We start from the raw sequence: 19,161 nt of genomic DNA, 5'->3' as shown, positions 1-19,161 counted from the left end.
CAAGCAAAGGATTGGTATATGTCACTCAAAACAAAACTACTCATTTCTATTCCCCTGGTATTCATATTAACTGCTTGTGGCGGTGGCGGTGGCGGTGGCGGTGTAAGCGCCCCCGTAGATAGCCCTCTTATTGAGGTAACCTCTAGCGTAAATGGTTTTCAGGTTACTTGGAGCAGCGTCCAAACGGCGACAAGTTACAACCTCTACTCAGCCTCAGATCCAGAACTAACGCCAGATAATTGGGCCGCCATGACTGACACCTCCATGCATATTGATGCTACCAGTCCATTTACGAAGATAGTCGACAACCTATTTGAGGAGTATTTCATAGTTGCTACTGCTGTAAACGATGGCGGTGAGAGCCCTGCATCGAATAAGGTTAGCTTCTTCCCTCGGTATGAAATTACGGGAGTTTCAAATCAGTATGTACGTGACCACGCTACAGGCCTTGAATGGCACAGATGTAGCAATGGGCAAGATTGGAATAATACGCAGAATCGTTGCGATGGTGAGGTAAAAAGACAGAGTGCTACCAACAACTCTAGCGATGCTCCCAGTGGCTGGCGATTACCGAGCGTGAATGAGGCTATGTCGATTGCTTACTGCGACAGCAGAGATCCTAAGGTATTTCCAGGAACAACCGGATCCAGCCCTGCCTGTCGTTTTTCTTCTGCGCCAGTAGTGGTTACAAGTGTCTTCACTGACATTTCCATTGTTTCTGCATATCAAACGAGTGATCTGTTCACCCCAACCTACGATTCACAACCATATGTCAAAACTATCGCTTACAAAGAAGGCGGCTATGGAATTAGTGTTCCCTACAACAACCCTGGCGTTAGCATTGCGGCTTTATGGGTGAGAGACTTCGAGTAACTATTTTACCAATAGCAGAACTAATCTAAAATCTCTCTGCCAACGGGTTTTTGGTTTAACCAAGTTCGATCTTCGTCGCTAAGGGTAAAATATTCTGTTTGTATACGGCGGTAAATTTCTTCACGGTAAATATCAACTGTTTTAGGGGCATCTATCCCGAGTCGAATCTGGTTACCTTTAGCGCCAAGCACTGTGACGGTAACGTCATCACCGATCATCAATGTCTCGCCTATACTTCTAGTTAAGATCAACATCCATGTTTCTCCTTTTGTGATGTAAGTTTTCAGTCTAACCAACATATGATATTTAGCGAATTTCGCTAGCGAAACTGTAAACGTAAAGTGTCGTATAGGAATTGGCAATGAGTTTGTCTGTCCAGTGCCAAGACTGAGGCCGCAGCTAAGCGAACGAGAGTAGCGAGGAAGTCTGAACGGGGGAAGGATTGGGCCGTAGGCTTTACACTGGATAGACGGAGTTGCTTATAGCCTATAACGAGGAGCTGGAATGGTTTTATCGTTCCAGTCCCCGAGGATTAATCACGGCTGATTGCGGGTGTGGGCAGCGCCCACGATCTTTATTCTTTACGGTTCACCCTTTTGTACTTGCTCTAATTAGGTTGGTTTGTATCCTAGAGCAGCGTTTAATGTAGCTCTAGTGATTTTGAAGTGTTTGGCCACTTCAGTCTTAGTAATCGTCGGATCACTGAGCATGGCATTGGCTTTTTTCACTTGGTCTGCCGATAGGGCTCGTGGCCGTCCTCCTTTCCTACCTCGTGCTCGTGCAGCAGCTAGACCGGCTTTTGTCCTCTCTTGAATCATTGAACGTTCGAACTCTGCAAGAGAACCAAAAATATGGAAAACAAGTTTTCCTCCCGCAGTTGTAGTGTCGATAGCTTCAGTAATGGAGCGGAAGCCAACACCTTTACCCTCAAGTTCAGCAATGATAGCAACCAAATCTTTTAGGCTCCGGCCTAGTCGGTCTAATCGCCATACTATTAGCGTATCCCCTGATCTCAATGTGTCGATGCATTTAGCCAGTTCCAGACGGTCTCTAGATACTCCTGATTGTGATTCTTGGTATATCCGCTCAGCACCGGCTGCGTTGAGTGCGTCGATCTGTAAGGCAGTATTTTGGTCGGCTGTAGAGACTCGGGCGTAACCTATTATCATTTCAAGCCCTGATCATAAAAGGTGCGTTTTTTGTACATAGATTATTGTACGGGTTTTTGGGCGCGTGTCGTTTTCAGAAGACGGCTGCACTGAACGTCAGAAGCCGACTGCACTATAGCAGCGGAGGGGTTGGATCCATCAGGCAACGACGGGCTGCTGCCGGCCCAGAGTGTGTAAAAACACTTTCTTATCGTGCGTGCTTCAGCCCATTGCTCCTGGACGTGGTGATTTCCCGATTATTTACCACGATCAGCGCCGGTAACGCTTCAGAGCGCGTATGAAGCGCTGTGGCGCCTCCTGGAGCAGTAAAAGCTGGGGCTTTTACGCCGTCATCGCCTTCAACAAGCCTTCGGTGCCGATGATTTTCATCACCCGCTTCAAGTTGTAGGCGAGCACATTCAAGCTCATCTCCGCACTCACCCCGTTCAGTTTTCGAGTCAGGAAGTGCGTTGCCCCCATCCATTGTTTGAGCGTCCCGAAGGGATGCTCAACAGTCCGTTTTCGAACCCGCATCATCTCCGGTACTTGGTTCAGCCGGCGTTGCATTTCCTCCAGCACCGCTTCATGTTCCCAGCGCCTTACTCGACGATTTGTGCTTGGCGTGCACTGGGTTTTCAGCGTGCAACTCTGGCACTTTGAACTCCAGTAACAGTGCATATTCATGCCTTTCTCAACGCTGGAGAATCGCCAGATCAGTGCCTCTCCCGCCGGGCAGGTGTATTCGTTTTTCGTCGGGTCATACACGAAGGCATCTTTGTTGAATCGGCCATCAGCCTTGGCGCTTGAAGTCATTGGCTTAGGCACGTAGGCCGTGATGTTTGCGTCGTGACAGGCAAGGATTTCTTCACCCTTGAAGTAGCCTCGGTCAGCCACCACGGACAGCGTTTCTGCGCCGATGGCTTCACGAGCCTGCTTCGCCATTGAACTGAGTTGGTCACGGTCGGAACCGTTGTTGGTGACTTCATGAGCGACTATTAAATGGTGCTGCGTATCGACAGCCGTCTGCACGTTGTAGCCGACGATACCGCTGCCGCGCGTCATCATCGAACGGGCATCCGGGTCGGTCAGCGAAACCTGTTTATCAGGGGAATCGTTGAGCTGAGTTTCGATCCCCTGAAGCTCTTTCATCTGCGCTTTGAGCTTGGAAATTTTATCTTCAAGGCTGGCAGTGTCTGGCGCGGAGGCGCTAGGAATCTGTCGATCAGCCGCATCGAGCACAGCCAAATAACGGCTGATGCTCGCCTCGATTTCTTCCATGCGCCGCTTCAGTTTGGCGCTGGTGAAATTGCGGTCACGGTTGTTCACTGCCTTGAATTTGCTGCCGTCGATGGCAACTAAGTTTTCGCCAAACAACCCCAACTGCTGGCAGAGCAAAACGAACTGGCGGCAGACGCCGCGAATGGCCTTGCTGTTGTCTTTTCGGAAGTTGGCGATGGTCTTGAAATCGGGCATCAAACGCCCGGTTAGCCACATGAGTTCGACGTTGCGCTGGGCTTCTCGCTCAAGACGTCGGCTCGATTGAATGCGGTTTAGGTAACCGTAGATGTAGATCTTCAGCAGGATCGCCGGGTGGTAGGCAGGTCTGCCGGTTTCGGCTGGAATGACGCCATCAAAACCTAGCGTGGCCAAGTCGAGTTCATCGACGAAAACGTCAACCACCCGAACCGGATTGGTATCGCTGACGTAGTCGTCGAGGCTTTCGGGAAGTAAGGTGCTTTGACCTCGGTGTTCACCCTGGATAAACCGTTTCATGGGCGTCCCTTGCGGTGAGATTCTTGGAAATCATAGCAAGGGTCTACCGGGGCGTTTTTACACACTCTGGGCCATCAGCGGACGCAGGGAGGACTTTCCGCAACCGGCCGTTCGATGCGGCACCGATGGCCTTCGCGCAGGGGTAGTGAATCCGCCAGGATTGACTTGCGCTGCCCTACCTCTCACTAGTGAGGGGCGGCAGCGCATCAAGCGGTGAGCGCACTCCGGCACCGCCAACTTTCAGCACATGCGTGTAAATCATCGTCGTAGAGACGTCGGAATGGCCGAGCAGATCCTGCACGGTTCGAATGTCGTAACCGCTGCGGAGCAAGGCCGTCGCGAACGAGTGGCGGAGGGTGTGCGGTGTGGCGGGCTTCGTGATGCCTGCTTGTTCTACGGCACGTTTGAAGGCGCGCTGAAAGGTCTGGTCATACATGTGATGGCGACGCACGACACCGCTCCGTGGATCGGTCGAATGCGTGTGCTGCGCAAAAACCCAGAACCACGGCCAGGAATGCCCGGCGCGCGGATACTTCCGCTCAAGGGCGTCGGGAAGCGCAACGCCGCTGCGGCCCTCGGCCTGGTCCTTCAGCCACCATGCCCGTGCACGCGACAGCTGCTCGCGCAGGCTGGGTGCCAAGCTCTCGGGTAACATCAAGGCCCGATCCTTGGAGCCCTTGCCCTCCCGCACGATGATCGTGCCGTGATCGAAATCCAGATCCTTGACCCGCAGTTGCAAACCCTCACTGATCCGCATGCCCGTTCCATACAGAAGCTGGGCGAACAAACGATGCTCGCCTTCCAGAAAACCGAGGATGCGAACCACTTCATCCGGGGTCAGCACCACCGGCAAGCGCCGCGACGGCCGAGGTCTTCCGATCTCCTGAAGCCAGGGCAGATCCGTGCACAGCACCTTGCCGTAGAAGAACAGCAAGGCCGCCAATGCCTGACGATGCGTGGAGACCGAAACCTTGCGCTCGTTCGCCAGCCAGGACAGAAATGCCTCGACTTCGCTGCTGCCCAAGGTTGCCGGGTGACGCACACCGTGGAAACGGATGAAGGCACGAACCCAGTGGACATAAGCCTGTTCGGTTCGTAAGCTGTAATGCAAGTAGCGTATGCGCTCACGCAACTGGTCCAGAACCTTGACCGAACGCAGCGGTGGTAACGGCGCAGTGGCGGTTTTCATGGCTTGTTATGACTGTTTTTTTGTACAGTCTATGCCTCGGGCATCCAAGCAGCAAGCGCGTTACGCCGTGGGTCGATGTTTGATGTTATGGAGCAGCAACGATGTTACGCAGCAGGGCAGTCGCCCTAAAACAAAGTTAGATGCACTAAGCACATAATTGCTCACAGCCAAACTATCAGGTCAAGTCTGCTTTTATTATTTTTAAGCGTGCATAATAAGCCCTACACAAATTGGGAGATATATCATGAAAGGCTGGCTTTTTCTTGTTATCGCAATAGTTGGCGAAGTAATCGCAACATCCGCATTAAAATCTAGCGAGGGCTTTACTAAGCTTGCCCCTTCCGCCGTTGTCATAATCGGTTATGGCATCGCATTTTATTTTCTTTCTCTGGTTATGAAATCCATCCCTGTCGGTGTTGCTTATGCAGTCTGGTCGGGACTCGGCGTCGTCATAATTACAGCCATTGCCTGGTTGCTTCATGGGCAAAAGCTTGATGCGTGGGGCTTTGTAGGTATGGGGCTCATAGTTAGTGGTGTAGTAGTTTTAAACTTGCTTTCCAAAGCAAGTGCCCACTAATAAACTCAGTCATCTAACAAGTCGTTGCAGCACCGCTCCAGCACTTCGTGCCTGCGCTGGACAGTTTTTAAGTCGCGGCTTTATGGTTTTGCTGCGCAAAAGTATTCCATAAAATCACAACTTAAAAACTGCCGCTGAACTCGGCGTTGAACGACAGCTTTCCCAAAAGCTCTACGGCTGCTCTGGGTCGACACCGGTAATCGGATCGTTGCCGCACTGAACAGCGCCCCGTTCCAGGTCGCCTCCATTTATGCGGCTGAACCGAGGGAGAGCAGCTTTACGCCGTCTGGCCGCAGTTCGCCCTTGGGCGACACGTGCCGGTAGAGCGTCTGCCGGGTAATCCCGAGTTCTTCGCAGAGATCGCCCACCTTGGTTTCCGGTTGCCCCATGCTGGCCATCGCCAGGCGTAGCTTGGCGGCGGTCATCTTGAAGGGGCGCCCCCCTTTCCTGCCGCGAGCGCGCGCCGAGATAAGTCCAGCGACTGTTCGCTCGGAAATCAACTCACGCTCGAACTCGGCCAGCGCGGCAAAAATACCGAACACAAGCTTGCCGGCGGCAGTCGTCGTGTCGACCGCCGCACCGTGACCGGTCAGGACCTTCAGGCCCACGCTACGCGCAGTTAGGTCGTGCACGGTGTTGATCAGGTGGCGCAGATCACGGCCAAGCCGATCGAGCTTCCACACGATCAGCGTGTCCCCTTCACGAAGCGCCTTCAGGCAAGCAGCCAACCCTGGGCGATCATCGCGCCTGCCCGAGGCCAGATCCTCGTAAAGGTGCGCAAGGCTCACACCAGCGGCGATGAGCGCATCGCGTTGCAAATTGGTGGACTGGGATCCGTCCGCCTTCGATACCCGCATGTAGCCGATCAGCACCTTTTCACCCGTCACGTATACGTTCGATTATGTGACAGTGTGAGCCGGAAAGCTCTATCCGTCAAAATTTGTCACTTAACCCGTCATTTTGTTTAAGACATGCAAAGGGTGCATCAGGCAGGTAATGTGACAGAAATTCCGGCGGGATGCCTTCCTTCGCGAAGGTGGCGCGCAACTGTTCCAAGGAAGCGGGGTCGCGCCGACCATAGGAAGCCAACGCGAACAGCGAGCGTGCCGTCTCGGGGTTGTGTCGTGCTTCAATGATGGCCTCATCAATGGCCTGGATTGCACGCTGCCAGTGATCGACGGGTTCGGGCTTCGGCGCTTTCGCCGGCAGGCCACTGGTGAACCCGGTTTGGGGCTCGGACCAGAATAGCTTTGCGTGCTCGCCTGGCGGGCTTATATCCCTCACCTCAATCAAGCTGATTGCCGTTGCCGCCGCCTCCAGCATCTGCAACCGTACTGCCGGGTTCAGGGTTTCATACGGTCGCCACAGACTTTGCCCAGCACGCAGCGGATGCCCGCAGCATTCCCAGATTTGGCGGAGATACCCCGCGTAGGTGCCGCACGTCGAAAGCGGGGTGTTCAGCTCATCGAGCAGCGTGCGTAGCAGCCTAAACCACAATCCGGCGTGGATGCGTCGGCGCGGCAACTCCACGTGGCCGGTCGTCAGTGCCTGCCAGGTACGCTGGTCCATCGCCGCAATCGCGTCGCTGGCAGTGCGCGGTTCGGCGTCGGCGTTCTCCCAGCCGAGAAACCGCCCTGGCACGCCCCAATAGGATTCCAGCCAGCAGCCATGCAGTGGGCAGCTCAGCATCAGGGGCAGCTTCCACGCGAGCAGTACGGCTTGGTTCTCCGGATCGTTCAGGCAGAGCGGACAGGCGCGGTGTATCGGTTGGGTGGGCAGCCAGGCACGCCAGCTCGTGATGGATCGCGTCTTACGGCGGAGTCTCGGCAGCAGTACCGAGAGCTGGAACGCATAGGTTTCCAATGCGGCTGGAATCTGATCATCAAGGCTGTCCAGTAGCCAAGGCACCCAGCCGGCGAAACTCATGCAGCGCAGCCGATCCAGCTCGATACCGCTCCGCTGGGAGAGCATCGCCAGCAGCGCCAGTGGTGGCGCGGTGTCCAGGTCATCAACCTGGCCGTGACCAAGATCGTGCTCCAGCAGCTCGGACACTTCCATGTGATAGCAAAGGGCCACGCGGTTGAGCCACGAAGACAGGGCTTCGGCTTCCCTGGGTGCCGGATGCAGTGGCCAGCGTGGCGCTGGCTTCACATCAGTTCCCGCTCGAATTGCCGACGCCGCTCGCTTGGGCCGGTGTAATCGGCCATGCTGAGCGTGCGGTGGTTGATCGCTTCCTCGCCGCTCTCCACGGCGACGAGGGCCGCCGCCATCAGCAAGTGCGCCAGTTCGCCGATGGTGCCCTCGCTGCGTGTGAGCAGGTAGCGGGCCATGTCCAGCGTGGCAATCGACGAGGGTCGCCGCAATGGAAGCGAAGCGGCGAAGCTGGCCAGCAGTGAGCAGCAATCGTCGTTGGCCTCCCACACCGGCAGCATCATGGGCTCGAAGCGGTTTTCCAATTGGTCATCCGAGCGGATGGCCAGGTAGGCGTCGCGCGTGCCGACCCCGACCAATGGGATGCGCAGCTCATTGCCGAGGAAGCGCAGCAGGTTGAGAAATTCCCGCCGGTTGACGCTGTTGCCGGCCAAGACGTTGTGCAGCTCGTCGATCACCAGCATGCGCACGCCGACCTTGCGCAGCAGTGCCAGCGCCAGTTGCTCCATTTCCGGCAGCCGTGGGCGCGGGCGCAATGGTGCCCCCATCGCGGCAAGTAGCGCGACGTAGAAGCGGATCACCGACGGTTCGGACGGCATCTGCACGACCAGCACCGGCATGTGTTCCTGGTCCGCGTCGGAGCTGGCCGGATGCGTGCGCCGGAATTTCTCGATGATCATCGACTTGCCGTTGTTGGTCGGGCCAACCAGCAGCAGGTTGGGCATGCGTTGCTTGTTTGGCCACGCATACAGGGTTTCCAGCCGGTTCAGCGCCTCGACCGCGCGCGGGTAGCCGATCCAGCGGTCGGCGCGAAGGCGCTGGATGCGCTCGTCCGCCGGCAGCCGAGCCAGCCCCTGTGCCGCTGGCAGCAGGTGTGACAAGTCGATGATGGGATATTCGTCCACGGCTACCACTCCTCGATCTGGTCGAACGGTTTGGCCGGAGGCAGGTTGTCTGCCTGCGGATCAGCAACGTCCGTTTTCGGCGGAATCGGCTTGTCCGGCGGAGGCGATGCCTTGAGGTGCTGGCGTCGATCCGCGTCGCGCCGCGCCTTGCGCGTGGCCTTCTGCGCGCTGGTCACGATCTCGCGCATCTGCCCGATCATGCGGAACAGCGCCGACTCATCCACCTGTTCGCGTCCCTGCTGCCGCAATTTCGTCAGCGCCTGCCGTTGTTCCCAGAGGGTGACAGCCGGGTGCGACAAGGTACGGTAGGGGATTTCCAGGTAATGCTGCCCCTCCGGTTCCAGCACCCAGATACGGCTGATGTCACGCGGGTCGCGCCGGATCAGGAAAGCGGGCAAGCGGTCGCGTCGTGCGATCCACGGTTTGAGCGCATCGGCGTAGTAGTGAATGTGGTCGATGACAAAGCCGGTGCGAGTCAGAGTACGGCGAATGATGGGCAGGAAATCGACCAAAAAAGCCAAGGCGCGGGTGACGACAGCCGGTACACCGACACGCGCCACGGCTTCTGACCAGCGCGCCGCCGGCGGCTGAAGCAGGCCGTTGTGCACAGAGCCGTGATAGGTGCCCACCGCCAACGTGAGCCAGCGCTCCAGCTCACGCAGCGTCAGGGCGGCCTTGTTTTCGGAATCGTAGTCGCCGCGCTGGTCAGGGTTGGAGAAGGTCGTCCCTGGCAATTCGTCGTGGATCATCTGCATCGCCGTGCCGATGATCCGTTCCACGATGCCGCCGTAGTGCGGCTGCCCGAGCGGGCGATAGTCAAGCCGGATGCCATGCTGCTCGCAGCCTCGGCGTAGCGCTTCGCTCTTGAACTCGGCCGCGTTGTCCAGGTAGAGCAGCCTGGGCTTGCCGCTCATCGGCCACTCCATTTCTATGTTCAGACCCTCCAGCCAGGGACGCTTGTCGCAGGCGACATGCACAAGGCACAGGCCGACCGAAACAGATGACGGCGCTTCCAGCGTGACGACCATGCCGAGCACGCAGCGGGTAAACACGTCGATGGCGATGGTCAGATACGGACGGCCAATCGGTTGCCGGTCGCGCTCGTCCACCACGATCAGGTCGATGACCGTGTGATCAATCTGCACTTGTTCCAGTGGCGCGGTCACGGCGGGAGGCTCACCACCGACACCTTGCAGGTCACGAGCGGCATCCTGGCCTTCCCGCCGGCGGATGACCTTGCGCGGGTCAAGGCTAGCGATCCGTAAGGCCACGGTATTGCGCGCCGGCACTCGCAGTTTTTGAGCCTTGCACACCTGAGTGACTTCGCGGTGAAAGGCCGCTAGGCTGCGCTTCTGCTTGGTCAGGAACCGCTTTTGCAGTAGCTCGTGGATGACGCGCTCGACCGGTTCCGGCAAGCGCCCCTTACCTTTACCTCCACCGGACTGGCCGGGCACCAGATCCGTCACGAGGCCGCTGCCTTGCCGGGCACGCCGGATCAGAACGTATACCTGGCGCCGAGACAAGCCCAGCGCCTGAGCCGCCATATCGGCCGCTTCGTGCCCGACCGTCTCCGACTGCGCCAACGGACTGATGATCTCCGCACGACGGCGCGCACGCTCCCAAGCCTCATCAGGCAGAGTGGCCACGCCTTGTTCTGGAATCCGTGGGGTGTCCGTCGCCATGCTCACCTCGCTTTGGTGCACACGAGTATTGAGCATAGTCGAGATTGGTGCAGATCACTTCTGATATTGAACTGTCAGGAGCTGGCTGCACAACAGCCATTACGCCCAATCAACTGGTGCAGTCGTCTTCTGAAAATGACAGCGCGAAACCATGCAGTTTCGCTAGCGAAACTGGCCTCGATAAGGGTGTATATAAAACGGTCGTTATAATTCGGGTTTACTCCCTAATCTTCTTGTAAGCATTTCGAATTTTTTTTTGTTCTGGCGAGATTTTTTCTTTTTGAGATGATGGTATGGTTCTACGAGTGGGAGGCTTGCTGCTAGCTGATTTCTGTTCGGGGTAGCGCTTTAGAGCTTGCGTCCATCCGCGTTCAAAATCGTTGAATGCCTGAGTGGAGTTTTGATGCGGGTTGTTATAGTAATCGGGATCTTTCAGAAAACTCTTAAAGCCATCATCGTATTCTTTTGAGTGACCACCGCTCATTTTCTAGTCCTACCAAGATATTGATATTTTATCTTATGGGAATTTCTGGTGTTGAATTGGTGTTATTTTGGTACCAAATTGGTACTTGGCCATGTTTCGTATAGTAAAAACTCAACATTAAGTGGGCCCTTTTAACCCCTAGTAGAGGAAATTTCGGAGTGTAACTGTTTGTAAATATACATGATATTAGGGGTGTTTTCCCTAATTGGACTGATTGATGCCAGTTAACACTATTCTTGCCGCCAAGTGATATTGTTCGTACTGCCGCAGCTAGGGCAAATTTTGTCTGGGGATTTGAATTCGTATGGTTGATTCGGCGTGTTACTGCACTTGAAGCACCCAAAAATGGAGATCAATTTTCGGTGGCTTGGTATATGTCTTCGGCGGTGGTCGGGATAGTTGTGATGTGCCGATCTAGGTGGTGTAATCTGAGCGAAATTTTGTTGCCAAGCATCCTTGGCTAACGCTTCCTTTTTTATTTTATCCGCTTCTACAGCCTGTAGTTTTGCTAGTTCTTCCTCATGAACAGTTTGTATTGTTTGAATAAAGGCTTGTTCGGCGACAATTAGGATGACCGGTTGACGACAACTATCTTGGCCGGTTGGGTGTAACGTTCGGTACTTTGATTTTCCCTTGGAGAACAGCGTGCCGGGATTACATATCACCCAACGACAAGAGGAGCTGTACATGCAGCATCGACAACGTGGTATCACCCAAGAAACTGCAGCCGCGAAGGCAAATATTTCCGTCCGTTCAGGCCGTAGAATCGAGAAAGACCCAATCCACCATCCACCTGAGCGCCATTGGCGCACCCGCGAAGATCCGCTGGAGGCGGTCTGGGAGCGTGAGCTTGTGGTGTTACTCGAACGCGAGCCGAGCCTTACTGGACTGACGCTGTTGGAGTATTTGCAAGAGCACTACCCCGAGCACTACGATCAACGTGTATTGAGAACGTTGCAGCGACGGGTAAAGCAATGGCGTGCGCTGTCCGGCCCCGACAAAGAGGTGATGTTTCGCCAGCAAGCGGTGATAGGGCAGCAAGGGTTTTCCGATTTCACCCACCCCGATGACGCGGTTACCCTTGCGGGTCAGGCCTTTCCCCACTTGCTCTATCAGTTTCGTCTTGCTTATAGCGGCTGGCGCTCAGTCACAATTGTACAAGGCGGCGAAAGCTACGCAGCGTTAGCCTGTGGTTTACAGCGCGCACTGCAACAAGCAGGCGGCAGCCCGGTTGAGCATCGCACCGACAGCCTCAGTGCAGCACGCAACAATACCCAGAATATATGGACAGATGCATACCGCGATTTGTGTGATCATTATCGTATGCAGCCCACCCGCAATAACCCTGGCCAGTCGCATGAAAACGGTGTTGTAGAATGCGCCAACGGTTCGTTGAAACATCGCTTGTCACAACAGTTTAAGCTGCGTGGCAGTCACGATTTCGAGTGCATTGCGGCGTACCAATACTGGATCGACAAAACTGTAGCCAAGCTCAATCAGCGGGTTCGTTCGCGGTTTGCCGATGAACAAGCTGCACTGAGTCCACTGCCAGATCAACCTTCTGTTGACTATCAAGTTTTGTCAGTTCGGGTCACTCGCTCTGCTACGATTGAGGTTCGGCGGGTGGTTTACTCAGTACCCTCACGACTCGTCGGCGAGCGTCTGCAACTACGCTTGCACCACGACAAGCTCATGCTCTATGTCGGACAAACCTACGCGCTCACTTTGCCGCGTGTTTATCCAAAACCGGGCGAGCAGCGTGCACGCCGCATTGATTACAAACATGTGATTCGGGCTTTAGCATCCAAGCCTCAAGCCTTCCGCTACTCAAGCTTACGAGACGATTTGCTGCCTAACGAGGCATACCGGCAGTTGTGGCGATGTGCGGATCAACACTTGGAAAAACGCGAAGCGTGTAAATGGATGGTAACCGTTTTGCGCCTAGCCTTTGAATACGATTGTGAAACTGATTTGGGTGAGAGTTTACTGGCCGGTGCCTTGCTTGGCGAGTTCCCATCAATCCTCGCGATGCAAGATCGGTTCCTGAGTCACCAGACACGAGAGACTGAGACGAGGCAACCGGTACAGCATTCACTGAAGGCATACGATGAGCTGCTGTGGACCAACCCCCGCAATACGTTTGAGGCGGTGTACTCATGAGTGACGCCGTACTGTTATTGCTTAAAGAATTGCGCCTACCGGGCTTCGCCCGGCATTACAAAACGCTGTGGCAAACGGCAGCGGATAGCGGCTGGTCTCACGCTGATTACCTGCTCGCGCTGTGCGAATATGAAATGGCGGATCGGCTCCAACGCCGTATACAAAAGTGGCGTCGAGAATCGCAGTTAACGACGACAAAAACGTTTGCCACGCTCGATAGAAAACCGTTTAGCGGTCAAAATCAGCGCAGCATCGCTAAGCTTGAGCAAGACGTAGAGTGGGCGCGCCGCAGTGACAACGTACTTTTGATTGGCCCGAGCGGCACAGGTAAAACACACCTTGCCAGCGCCTTGGGGCACGCACTAATCGAACAGGGCATTCGCTGTAAGTGCTTCCCAGCAATCGCCCTGGTACAGCATCTCCAGCAAGCCAAGCGCGATCTTGACCTCATGACCGCGATGACGCGACTGGATAAATACGCGGTCATTATCATTGACGATATTGGCTACGTGAAAAAGACGGATGCAGAAACAAATGTGCTGTTTGAATTTATCGCGCACCGATACGAAAGCGGTACGTTAATTGTGACGGCCAACCAACCCTTTAGCGCTTGGGACAGTATATTCACAGACGGAATGATGACCGTTGCCGCCATTGACCGCTTGATTCATCATGCCACCATCATTGAACTTGAGGGCGAAAGTTATCGTAAGCAACAATATGTTGAAAAGACTAAATCAGAAGTGAAAAGAGAAACCACCTAACCGGCCATCATAGTTGTCGCCGACCGGCCAAGATAGTTGACGCCAGACAGAAGTAAAAATAGAGACGTAATTGTTGGATTACATCGGCATCAAAAAGCAGATGAACTTGGCGTTGGCCCATTACAACAAGGCCGACCAGCAGAATATCGAAGAGATTGGCCAGTCCATCATTGTGGTCAAAGACCACCTCGACTTGCTCAACAAGATGTTCCATCGGTTTGATTCCAGCCTGTACTACCACGGCAGTCCACTTGAACAGCTCAACTGCCTGAACATGGCGGCAGAGTTTGCGCTCTCTACCGAGCAGATTGAGAAACGCTTTATGGCGCTGGCCAAGCGCATGAAGGCTGCATACGACATCTGCTGCGGCGCTGACGGCATAAACCAAAACGACCGAGACCAGATTCACTTCTATCTGGCGGTGCGCTCCATCGTCTTTAAACTCACCAAGGGCAATGGCCCTGACACCGCGCAAATGAACGCCCGGGTGCGGGAGATGATCAGTGAGGCTCTGAAGTCAGACGGCGTCGAAGAGATTCTTAAAATGGGTGATGGGGCCCAGAGCGCGATCGACATTTTTGATGACGACTACATGGCCAAGATCGACAAGATCAAACTGCCCAACACTAAGATAAAACTACTGCAGCAGCTTTTGGCTAAGGCCATCGAGGACTTCAAAAAGATCAACAAAGTGCAAGCCATGGACTTCTCGAAGAAGTTTCGGACATTGGTCGACAACTACAATGAGCGCAGCGAAGACGATGTATTGGTCAGCGGCGTATTGGAAGACTTCTCCGTTGAAATCATGGATATGATCCATGACCTCAAGCGCGAGATTGGTTCTTTCGAAGACATGGGTATCGACCTCGAAGAAAAGGCCTTCTACGACATCCTGGCTCGTCTCGCTGTTAAGTACGACTTCACCTACCCAGAAGACAGGCTCCTCGATCTAGCCAAAGCCGTGAAAGAAGTAGTGCAAGACAAAGTGAAATACACCGACTGGAGCCAGCGGGACGACATCAAGGCGGGCTTAAAGGTTGGCTTAATATTGGTGCTGGCTAAATTTGGGTACCCACCTGTAGACCGGGATGAGGTCTACAAAGAGATCTTTGAGCAGGCTGAGAATTTTAAGAAGTACCAAACAATGTGACGGGTGGGGGCTCTTCATCATTAACGGGGTTTGATGAGTGCCATCCCCCGTTAATTGGGTAGAGCCGGGTAGGGGCCTAAATTTGACGGTTTCATTGGCTGTTTTGGTAAATTCGAGATACAAAAAAGCCCTGTAAAAACAGGGCTTTTGAGTTGATAATGGCGGTGAGGGAGGGATTCGAACCCTCGAACAGTTTGACCCGTTACACACTTTCCAGGCGTGCTCCTTCAGCCACTCGGACACCTCACCAAAATCGTTTCTTGTGCATTTTTAGATGGTTTTACGAGCGTCAGGGTCACACGCCTGCGTGCTCGTTATCGTCCTGCGGACGCTTTCTCCGGCGAAGCCTCCGAAACAGCCACTCGGACACCTCACCAAAATCGTTTCTTGTGCACTTTTAGATGGTTTTACGAGCGTCAGGACCGCACGCCTGCGTGCTCGTTATTGTCCTGCGGACGCTTTCTCCGGCAAAGCCTTAGAAACAGCCATTCGGGCAGCTTCCTAAAACTTACTCAACGACCTATACAGCGCGTTTTGAGGGCGGCTACTCTAACCAATATCCTTCGTAATGGCAATTGCCACGTAAATTGATTTCGGCTTTGAGCTCCAATGTGGTGCGCTCATTTTTTATCGCTCATTATTGGTGCAGTAATTTCCGGTGCTGCCTTGTAAGTCCTTATGTCCTCTAGAGATTATGATCTGGAATAGTTATTGCTTTGTAGCAAACCGTAGTATGCTTTTTGGGAGTGCTCGATGCCGCTTGCACAGAGCTTCAATAATGTGAGAAGGAGTCCTATGGTGTATTCTTCGGAAATGGTGACGCTGTTGCAGCAATTGCGGGCTCGTGTTTTCGCTGAGTTTGGGACAAGGATACGGCTAGCCGATCCAGAGCTGCTAACCAGTTTGGGTGATTTAGGTAAGCGCAGTCGTGATCCCTTTACCCGCAAAACCGTGGTTGAGATTATGTCGCTAGCAGGTATTCCTTTTCAGTTAGAGTCAGTCGTCAAATCCGCGACCACTAATGTAATGGAGCGGCAGGTAACGGAGGTCACCTACAGGGGGACCAAAGTTTACCGTGACAAGGAGCTTCCTCCACATAGCCAGGTTCCCGCCGAGCGCCAGCAGTCTCGTCAAATGTATCGCGGGCAGGTCGTCTACAAGTAAGCAAATACTGGGTGAGTTTTTTGCCTACGGTGTTTCGTTGCTATGTTTTGCCAATACTCCCTATTGGCTTTGTTCTCTCCTATCACCACTCATAATTTACCGCGACGCTGTTAAGTTCATGCCTGACTGCTTATCATTGGGCTTTGACTCTAAGAATTGCGACAAGTTATGACGATAAAGTGCACGATTGTGCCGGTAACGGCCTACCAACAAAATTGCTCAGTAATGGTCTGTGAAGAAACCGGCAAAGCGGCAATTTTCGATCCCGGTGGCGATATAGAAAATATTGAGGCCGCCATCGCTCAGTTAGGTGGCACTCTGGATGTGATTTATTTGACCCACGGTCACATGGATCACTGCGCAGCAGCGGATGTGATGCGCAAAAAATACGGCGTTAAAATTATCGGCCCACAGAAAGAAGACGCATTCTGGATCGATAAATTACCTGAGTGGTGCAAAATGACGGGTTTTCCGCATGCCGACCCGTTTACGCCGGATGAATGGTTAGATGACGAAGACTTGGTCAGTTTTGGTAAGCAAACTTTGGCGGTGAAGTTTTGCCCTGGACATACTCCGGGCCATGTGGTGTTTTTCCACGAAGCGGCACGTCTCGCGATTGTGGGTGATGTCATATTCCAAGGTTCTATTGGCCGTACCGATTTCCCCAAGGGCGATTTTGATACTCTGGTGAATTCCATCCAAACCAAGTTGTGGCCGCTGGGTGATGATGTCACGTTTATACCGGGTCATGGCCCAACCTCAACCTTCGGTCAAGAGCGGGAAACCAATCCCTTTGTTGCCGATCACCGGTTTGGATGAGCTATTGCTATGAGTAATGAATTAACCCATTTCGACCCTCAGGGTAACGCACACATGGTTGATGTGACCGATAAAGCGGTGACTCAACGCGAGGCGCACGCTAGCGCCACAGTGACAATGCTGCCTGAAACGCTCACTTTAATTGCCTCCGGCGGCCATAAAAAAGGTGATGTATTAGCCGTTGCGAGAATCGCGGGCATACAGGGCGCAAAAAAATGCGCTGATCTTATTCCCCTTTGTCATCCGCTTATGTTGTCGTCGGTTAAGGTCGAGTTCTCTTTGGATCATGTTAACAACGCCGTCCACATTGTCGCGCGCTGCAAATTGGCCGGGCAGACAGGCGTTGAAATGGAAGCCCTGACGGCGGTGTCGGTAGCGGCACTGACAATTTACGATATGTGCAAGGCGGTGGATAAGGGCATGATCGTGTCGGATATCAAACTGTTGGCAAAATCTGGCGGGCGTTCGGGTGAATGGTATGCCGAAGCCAGCGAGACGCCAGAATGATTACGGTATTATTTTTTGCGAAGTACCGCGAGCAGCTGGGCTTGGGGCGAATGACCTTGCCACTGGCGACGGCAACTACCGTTAGCGAATTAAAAATCCGTTTAGTTGCCGATGGCGGCGACGAGTGGGCCGCCGTGTTGTTTGCAGGCAACACGCTGTGCGCCGTTAACCAAACCATTGCACATGATACTGATACGATTGGCGATGGCGATGAAGTGGCATTTTACCCACCAGTAACGGGAGGCTAAGGTGCAGCGGCGAGTTCTTGTTCAAGAAGCTGATTTTGACGTTAGCGATGAATGCCGCGCGTTGGCAAGTAGCAGTCGTTGCGGTGCGGTAGCGCAGTTTGTCGGCGTGATGCGGGACTACAATGACGGCGATGATGTGCTCGCGATGGCCTTAGAACATTATCCGGGAATGACAGAGCGCAGCATTGACGCGATTATTGATAGTGCGGCCCAGCGTTGGCCATTATTGTCGGCGACGGTGATTCATCGGGTAGGCGAACTATTACCGGGCTCGCAAATTGTGTTTGTTGGCGTTGGCTCTATGCATCGTCATGCGGCGTTTTCGGCCTGTGAATTCATTATGGATTTTTTGAAATCCGAGGCGCCGTTCTGGAAAAAAGAACGCAGGGCAGACGGCACTGAGCGCTGGGTAGACGCTCGCGACTCAGATACTCACGCGCTCAATAGATGGAGCGATCACGCGGAGTAGTCTAATCGGAGTAGCTTGTTGAGCTAAACTTGTTGGCCCCTAGGTGTATAATTCCCGTCAGCAATACAAGAATAGCATTTGGCAGCAGCATTAGTGAGTTGCCATAATAATAGTATAAACAGGACATTATATGAGCTTAGATCCCCGCCAATTTCGTAACGCCCTCGGCCAATTTACTACTGGTGTTTGTGTTATTACCGCCAATCCTACTGGCTATAAGCCATTTGGTATGACAGTAAATTCGTTTGCTTCGGTGTCTTTAGATCCGCCACTGGTGTTGTGGAGTTTGCGTAATGACTCAGAGTGTTTAGACGCTTTTAATAAGTCGAAAACCTTCACCGTTAATGTGTTGGCAAGTGACCAAATGGCCATGTCTAATCTTTATTCAAAGAAAAGTGACCACGACTTGCATAATGATCACTACCGGATTGGTAAGAGCGGCGCGCCGGTATTACGAGGTGCCTTAACCAGTTTTGAATGTGAAACGTGGGCGCATTATGATGGTGGCGATCATATTATTGTGGTTGGCAAAGTAGTTGAAATGGACTGCAAGCCGGGCGCTAAACCGCTGGCGTTTTATGCTGGTCAGTACCGTGAATTACGCTAAGTAAATTGGAGTAGGGAGGGCGATGAAATACTGTAGTAATTGCGGCGCAGAGGTTGTTAAACAAATTCCTGCCGACGATGATCGCCTTCGTTTTGTGTGTTCGCAGTGCGATATTATTCACTACCAAAATCCTAAGGTTGTTGTTGGTTGTTTACCTATTGCGGGTAAACAAGTTTTGCTTTGTCGTCGCGCCATTGAGCCGCGACTGGGATTTTGGACAATTCCTGCTGGGTTTATGGAAAACGGCGAGACCATGTTAGGTGGCGCGCTGCGAGAAACCCGTGAAGAAGCTGCTGCCAAAGTGCGTGGCGAAACCTTGTATCGCTTATTTGATATTCCCCATATTAATCAGGTCTACGTTTTTTACCGTGGTGAGCTGGACGGCGGCTTTGGCATTGGCCCAGAAAGTCTGGAGTCTAAGCTGTTTTCAGAAGAGGATATTCCTTGGTCTGAATTGGCATTTCCGATAGTGACCGACGTGCTTACCGAAT

Annotated in this window: 21 protein-coding genes and 1 tRNA gene; 12 read left to right on the top strand and 10 right to left on the bottom strand. The window is 53.5% G+C overall.

Going from position 1 to position 19,161, the window contains the following annotated elements; translation table 11 throughout:
- The first annotated feature begins 18 nt into the window (after positions 1-18).
- Entirely contained in the window at positions 19-873 is an 855-nt protein-coding gene (locus MJ770_RS15160) for an Lcl C-terminal domain-containing protein (RefSeq protein ID WP_239256044.1), read from the top strand.
- A gap of 20 nt (positions 874-893) precedes the next feature.
- On the opposite strand, the gene csrA is transcribed toward MJ770_RS15160, so the two are convergent.
- The 4 genes from csrA to intI1 all read right to left on the bottom strand — a co-directional run bounded on the left by csrA (position 894) and on the right by intI1 (position 4,983).
- Positions 894-1,127 carry a carbon storage regulator CsrA gene (csrA, locus tag MJ770_RS15155; protein WP_239256043.1) on the bottom strand — a complete coding sequence of 78 codons (234 nt, stop codon included), beginning with the start codon at positions 1,125-1,127 and terminating at the stop codon, positions 894-896.
- Positions 1,128-1,484: 357 nt separating this feature from the next.
- On the bottom strand, positions 1,485-2,042 hold the full coding sequence (locus MJ770_RS15150) for a recombinase family protein (RefSeq protein ID WP_239256042.1): 558 nt from the start codon (positions 2,040-2,042) through the stop codon (positions 1,485-1,487).
- Positions 2,043-2,363: 321 nt separating this feature from the next.
- Positions 2,364-3,794, bottom strand: coding sequence for an IS1182 family transposase (locus MJ770_RS15145; protein ID WP_239256041.1), 1,431 nt, complete (start codon positions 3,792-3,794; stop codon positions 2,364-2,366).
- A gap of 175 nt (positions 3,795-3,969) precedes the next feature.
- The gene (intI1, locus tag MJ770_RS15140; RefSeq protein WP_000845048.1) at positions 3,970-4,983 is read right to left on the bottom strand and encodes a class 1 integron integrase IntI1; all 1,014 of its coding nucleotides are present in this window, start codon (positions 4,981-4,983) and stop codon (positions 3,970-3,972) included.
- Positions 4,984-5,227: 244 nt separating this feature from the next.
- On the opposite strand from intI1, the gene qacE reads away from it, so the two are divergent.
- On the top strand, positions 5,228-5,560 hold the full coding sequence (gene qacE / locus MJ770_RS15135; protein WP_000679429.1) for a quaternary ammonium compound efflux SMR transporter QacE: 333 nt from the start codon (positions 5,228-5,230) through the stop codon (positions 5,558-5,560).
- Between the two features lie 248 nt (positions 5,561-5,808).
- Here qacE and MJ770_RS15130 read toward each other — a convergent pair whose 3' ends face one another.
- The 5 genes from MJ770_RS15130 to MJ770_RS15105 all read right to left on the bottom strand — a co-directional run bounded on the left by MJ770_RS15130 (position 5,809) and on the right by MJ770_RS15105 (position 10,782).
- Positions 5,809-6,447: a recombinase family protein gene (locus tag MJ770_RS15130; protein ID WP_003830791.1), complete on the bottom strand. Its 639-nt coding sequence runs from the start codon at positions 6,445-6,447 to the stop codon at positions 5,809-5,811.
- A gap of 46 nt (positions 6,448-6,493) precedes the next feature.
- Positions 6,494-7,711 carry a TniQ family protein gene (locus MJ770_RS15125; protein ID WP_058177647.1) on the bottom strand — a complete coding sequence of 406 codons (1,218 nt, stop codon included), beginning with the start codon at positions 7,709-7,711 and terminating at the stop codon, positions 6,494-6,496.
- Positions 7,708-8,616 carry a TniB family NTP-binding protein gene (locus MJ770_RS15120; protein WP_003830789.1) on the bottom strand — a complete coding sequence of 303 codons (909 nt, stop codon included), beginning with the start codon at positions 8,614-8,616 and terminating at the stop codon, positions 7,708-7,710. The genes MJ770_RS15125 and MJ770_RS15120 overlap by 4 nt, the downstream gene beginning before the upstream one ends.
- 2 nt (positions 8,617-8,618) lie before the next feature.
- The gene (locus MJ770_RS15115; RefSeq protein ID WP_239256040.1) at positions 8,619-10,298 is read right to left on the bottom strand and encodes a Mu transposase C-terminal domain-containing protein; all 1,680 of its coding nucleotides are present in this window, start codon (positions 10,296-10,298) and stop codon (positions 8,619-8,621) included.
- 217 nt (positions 10,299-10,515) lie between these two features.
- Positions 10,516-10,782 carry a hypothetical protein gene (locus MJ770_RS15105; protein ID WP_239256039.1) on the bottom strand — a complete coding sequence of 89 codons (267 nt, stop codon included), beginning with the start codon at positions 10,780-10,782 and terminating at the stop codon, positions 10,516-10,518.
- A 687-nt stretch (positions 10,783-11,469) separates the two neighbouring features.
- Here MJ770_RS15105 and istA point away from each other — a divergent pair.
- From istA to MJ770_RS15090, 3 genes are all read left to right on the top strand, one after another.
- Positions 11,470-12,942 (top strand): IS21 family transposase, encoded by a 1,473-nt coding sequence (gene istA, locus MJ770_RS15100; RefSeq protein ID WP_239256038.1) that lies wholly within the window; start codon positions 11,470-11,472, stop codon positions 12,940-12,942.
- Positions 12,939-13,706: an IS21-like element helper ATPase IstB gene (istB, locus tag MJ770_RS15095; protein WP_076517572.1), complete on the top strand. Its 768-nt coding sequence runs from the start codon at positions 12,939-12,941 to the stop codon at positions 13,704-13,706. The genes istA and istB overlap by 4 nt, the downstream gene beginning before the upstream one ends.
- Before the next feature lie 70 nt (positions 13,707-13,776).
- The gene (locus MJ770_RS15090) at positions 13,777-14,856 is read left to right on the top strand and encodes a DUF3387 domain-containing protein (RefSeq protein WP_239256037.1); all 1,080 of its coding nucleotides are present in this window, start codon (positions 13,777-13,779) and stop codon (positions 14,854-14,856) included.
- A 159-nt stretch (positions 14,857-15,015) separates the two neighbouring features.
- On the opposite strand, the gene MJ770_RS15085 is transcribed toward MJ770_RS15090, so the two are convergent.
- A tRNA-Ser gene (locus tag MJ770_RS15085) sits at positions 15,016-15,105 on the bottom strand.
- 546 nt (positions 15,106-15,651) lie between these two features.
- Here MJ770_RS15085 and MJ770_RS15080 point away from each other — a divergent pair.
- The 7 genes from MJ770_RS15080 to MJ770_RS15050 form a co-directional block, all read left to right on the top strand.
- Positions 15,652-16,020 (top strand): hypothetical protein, encoded by a 369-nt coding sequence (locus tag MJ770_RS15080; RefSeq protein WP_239256035.1) that lies wholly within the window; start codon positions 15,652-15,654, stop codon positions 16,018-16,020.
- A 168-nt stretch (positions 16,021-16,188) separates the two neighbouring features.
- Complete coding sequence (locus MJ770_RS15075) at positions 16,189-16,839, top strand: MBL fold metallo-hydrolase (protein WP_239256033.1); 651 nt, start codon at positions 16,189-16,191, stop codon at positions 16,837-16,839.
- A gap of 9 nt (positions 16,840-16,848) precedes the next feature.
- Positions 16,849-17,346: a cyclic pyranopterin monophosphate synthase MoaC gene (moaC, locus tag MJ770_RS15070; RefSeq protein ID WP_239256031.1), complete on the top strand. Its 498-nt coding sequence runs from the start codon at positions 16,849-16,851 to the stop codon at positions 17,344-17,346.
- On the top strand, positions 17,343-17,594 hold the full coding sequence (gene moaD, locus MJ770_RS15065) for a molybdopterin converting factor subunit 1 (RefSeq protein WP_239256029.1): 252 nt from the start codon (positions 17,343-17,345) through the stop codon (positions 17,592-17,594). Before moaC ends, moaD begins: the two co-directional genes overlap by 4 nt.
- 1 nt (position 17,595) lies before the next feature.
- On the top strand, positions 17,596-18,063 hold the full coding sequence (gene moaE / locus MJ770_RS15060; protein ID WP_239256027.1) for a molybdopterin synthase catalytic subunit MoaE: 468 nt from the start codon (positions 17,596-17,598) through the stop codon (positions 18,061-18,063).
- A gap of 130 nt (positions 18,064-18,193) precedes the next feature.
- The gene (locus MJ770_RS15055) at positions 18,194-18,670 is read left to right on the top strand and encodes a flavin reductase family protein (protein ID WP_239256025.1); all 477 of its coding nucleotides are present in this window, start codon (positions 18,194-18,196) and stop codon (positions 18,668-18,670) included.
- A gap of 22 nt (positions 18,671-18,692) precedes the next feature.
- The coding region (locus MJ770_RS15050; RefSeq protein ID WP_239256023.1) for an NUDIX hydrolase at positions 18,693-19,161 on the top strand (469 nt) is incomplete at its 3' end.

The organism is Candidatus Nitrotoga sp. M5 (assembly GCF_927904885.1).
In the GTDB taxonomy this organism is placed as follows: Bacteria; Pseudomonadota; Gammaproteobacteria; order Burkholderiales; family Gallionellaceae; genus Nitrotoga.
Note: the sequence above shows the minus strand (reverse complement) of the source record. Positions and strands in the feature narration are given on the sequence as shown.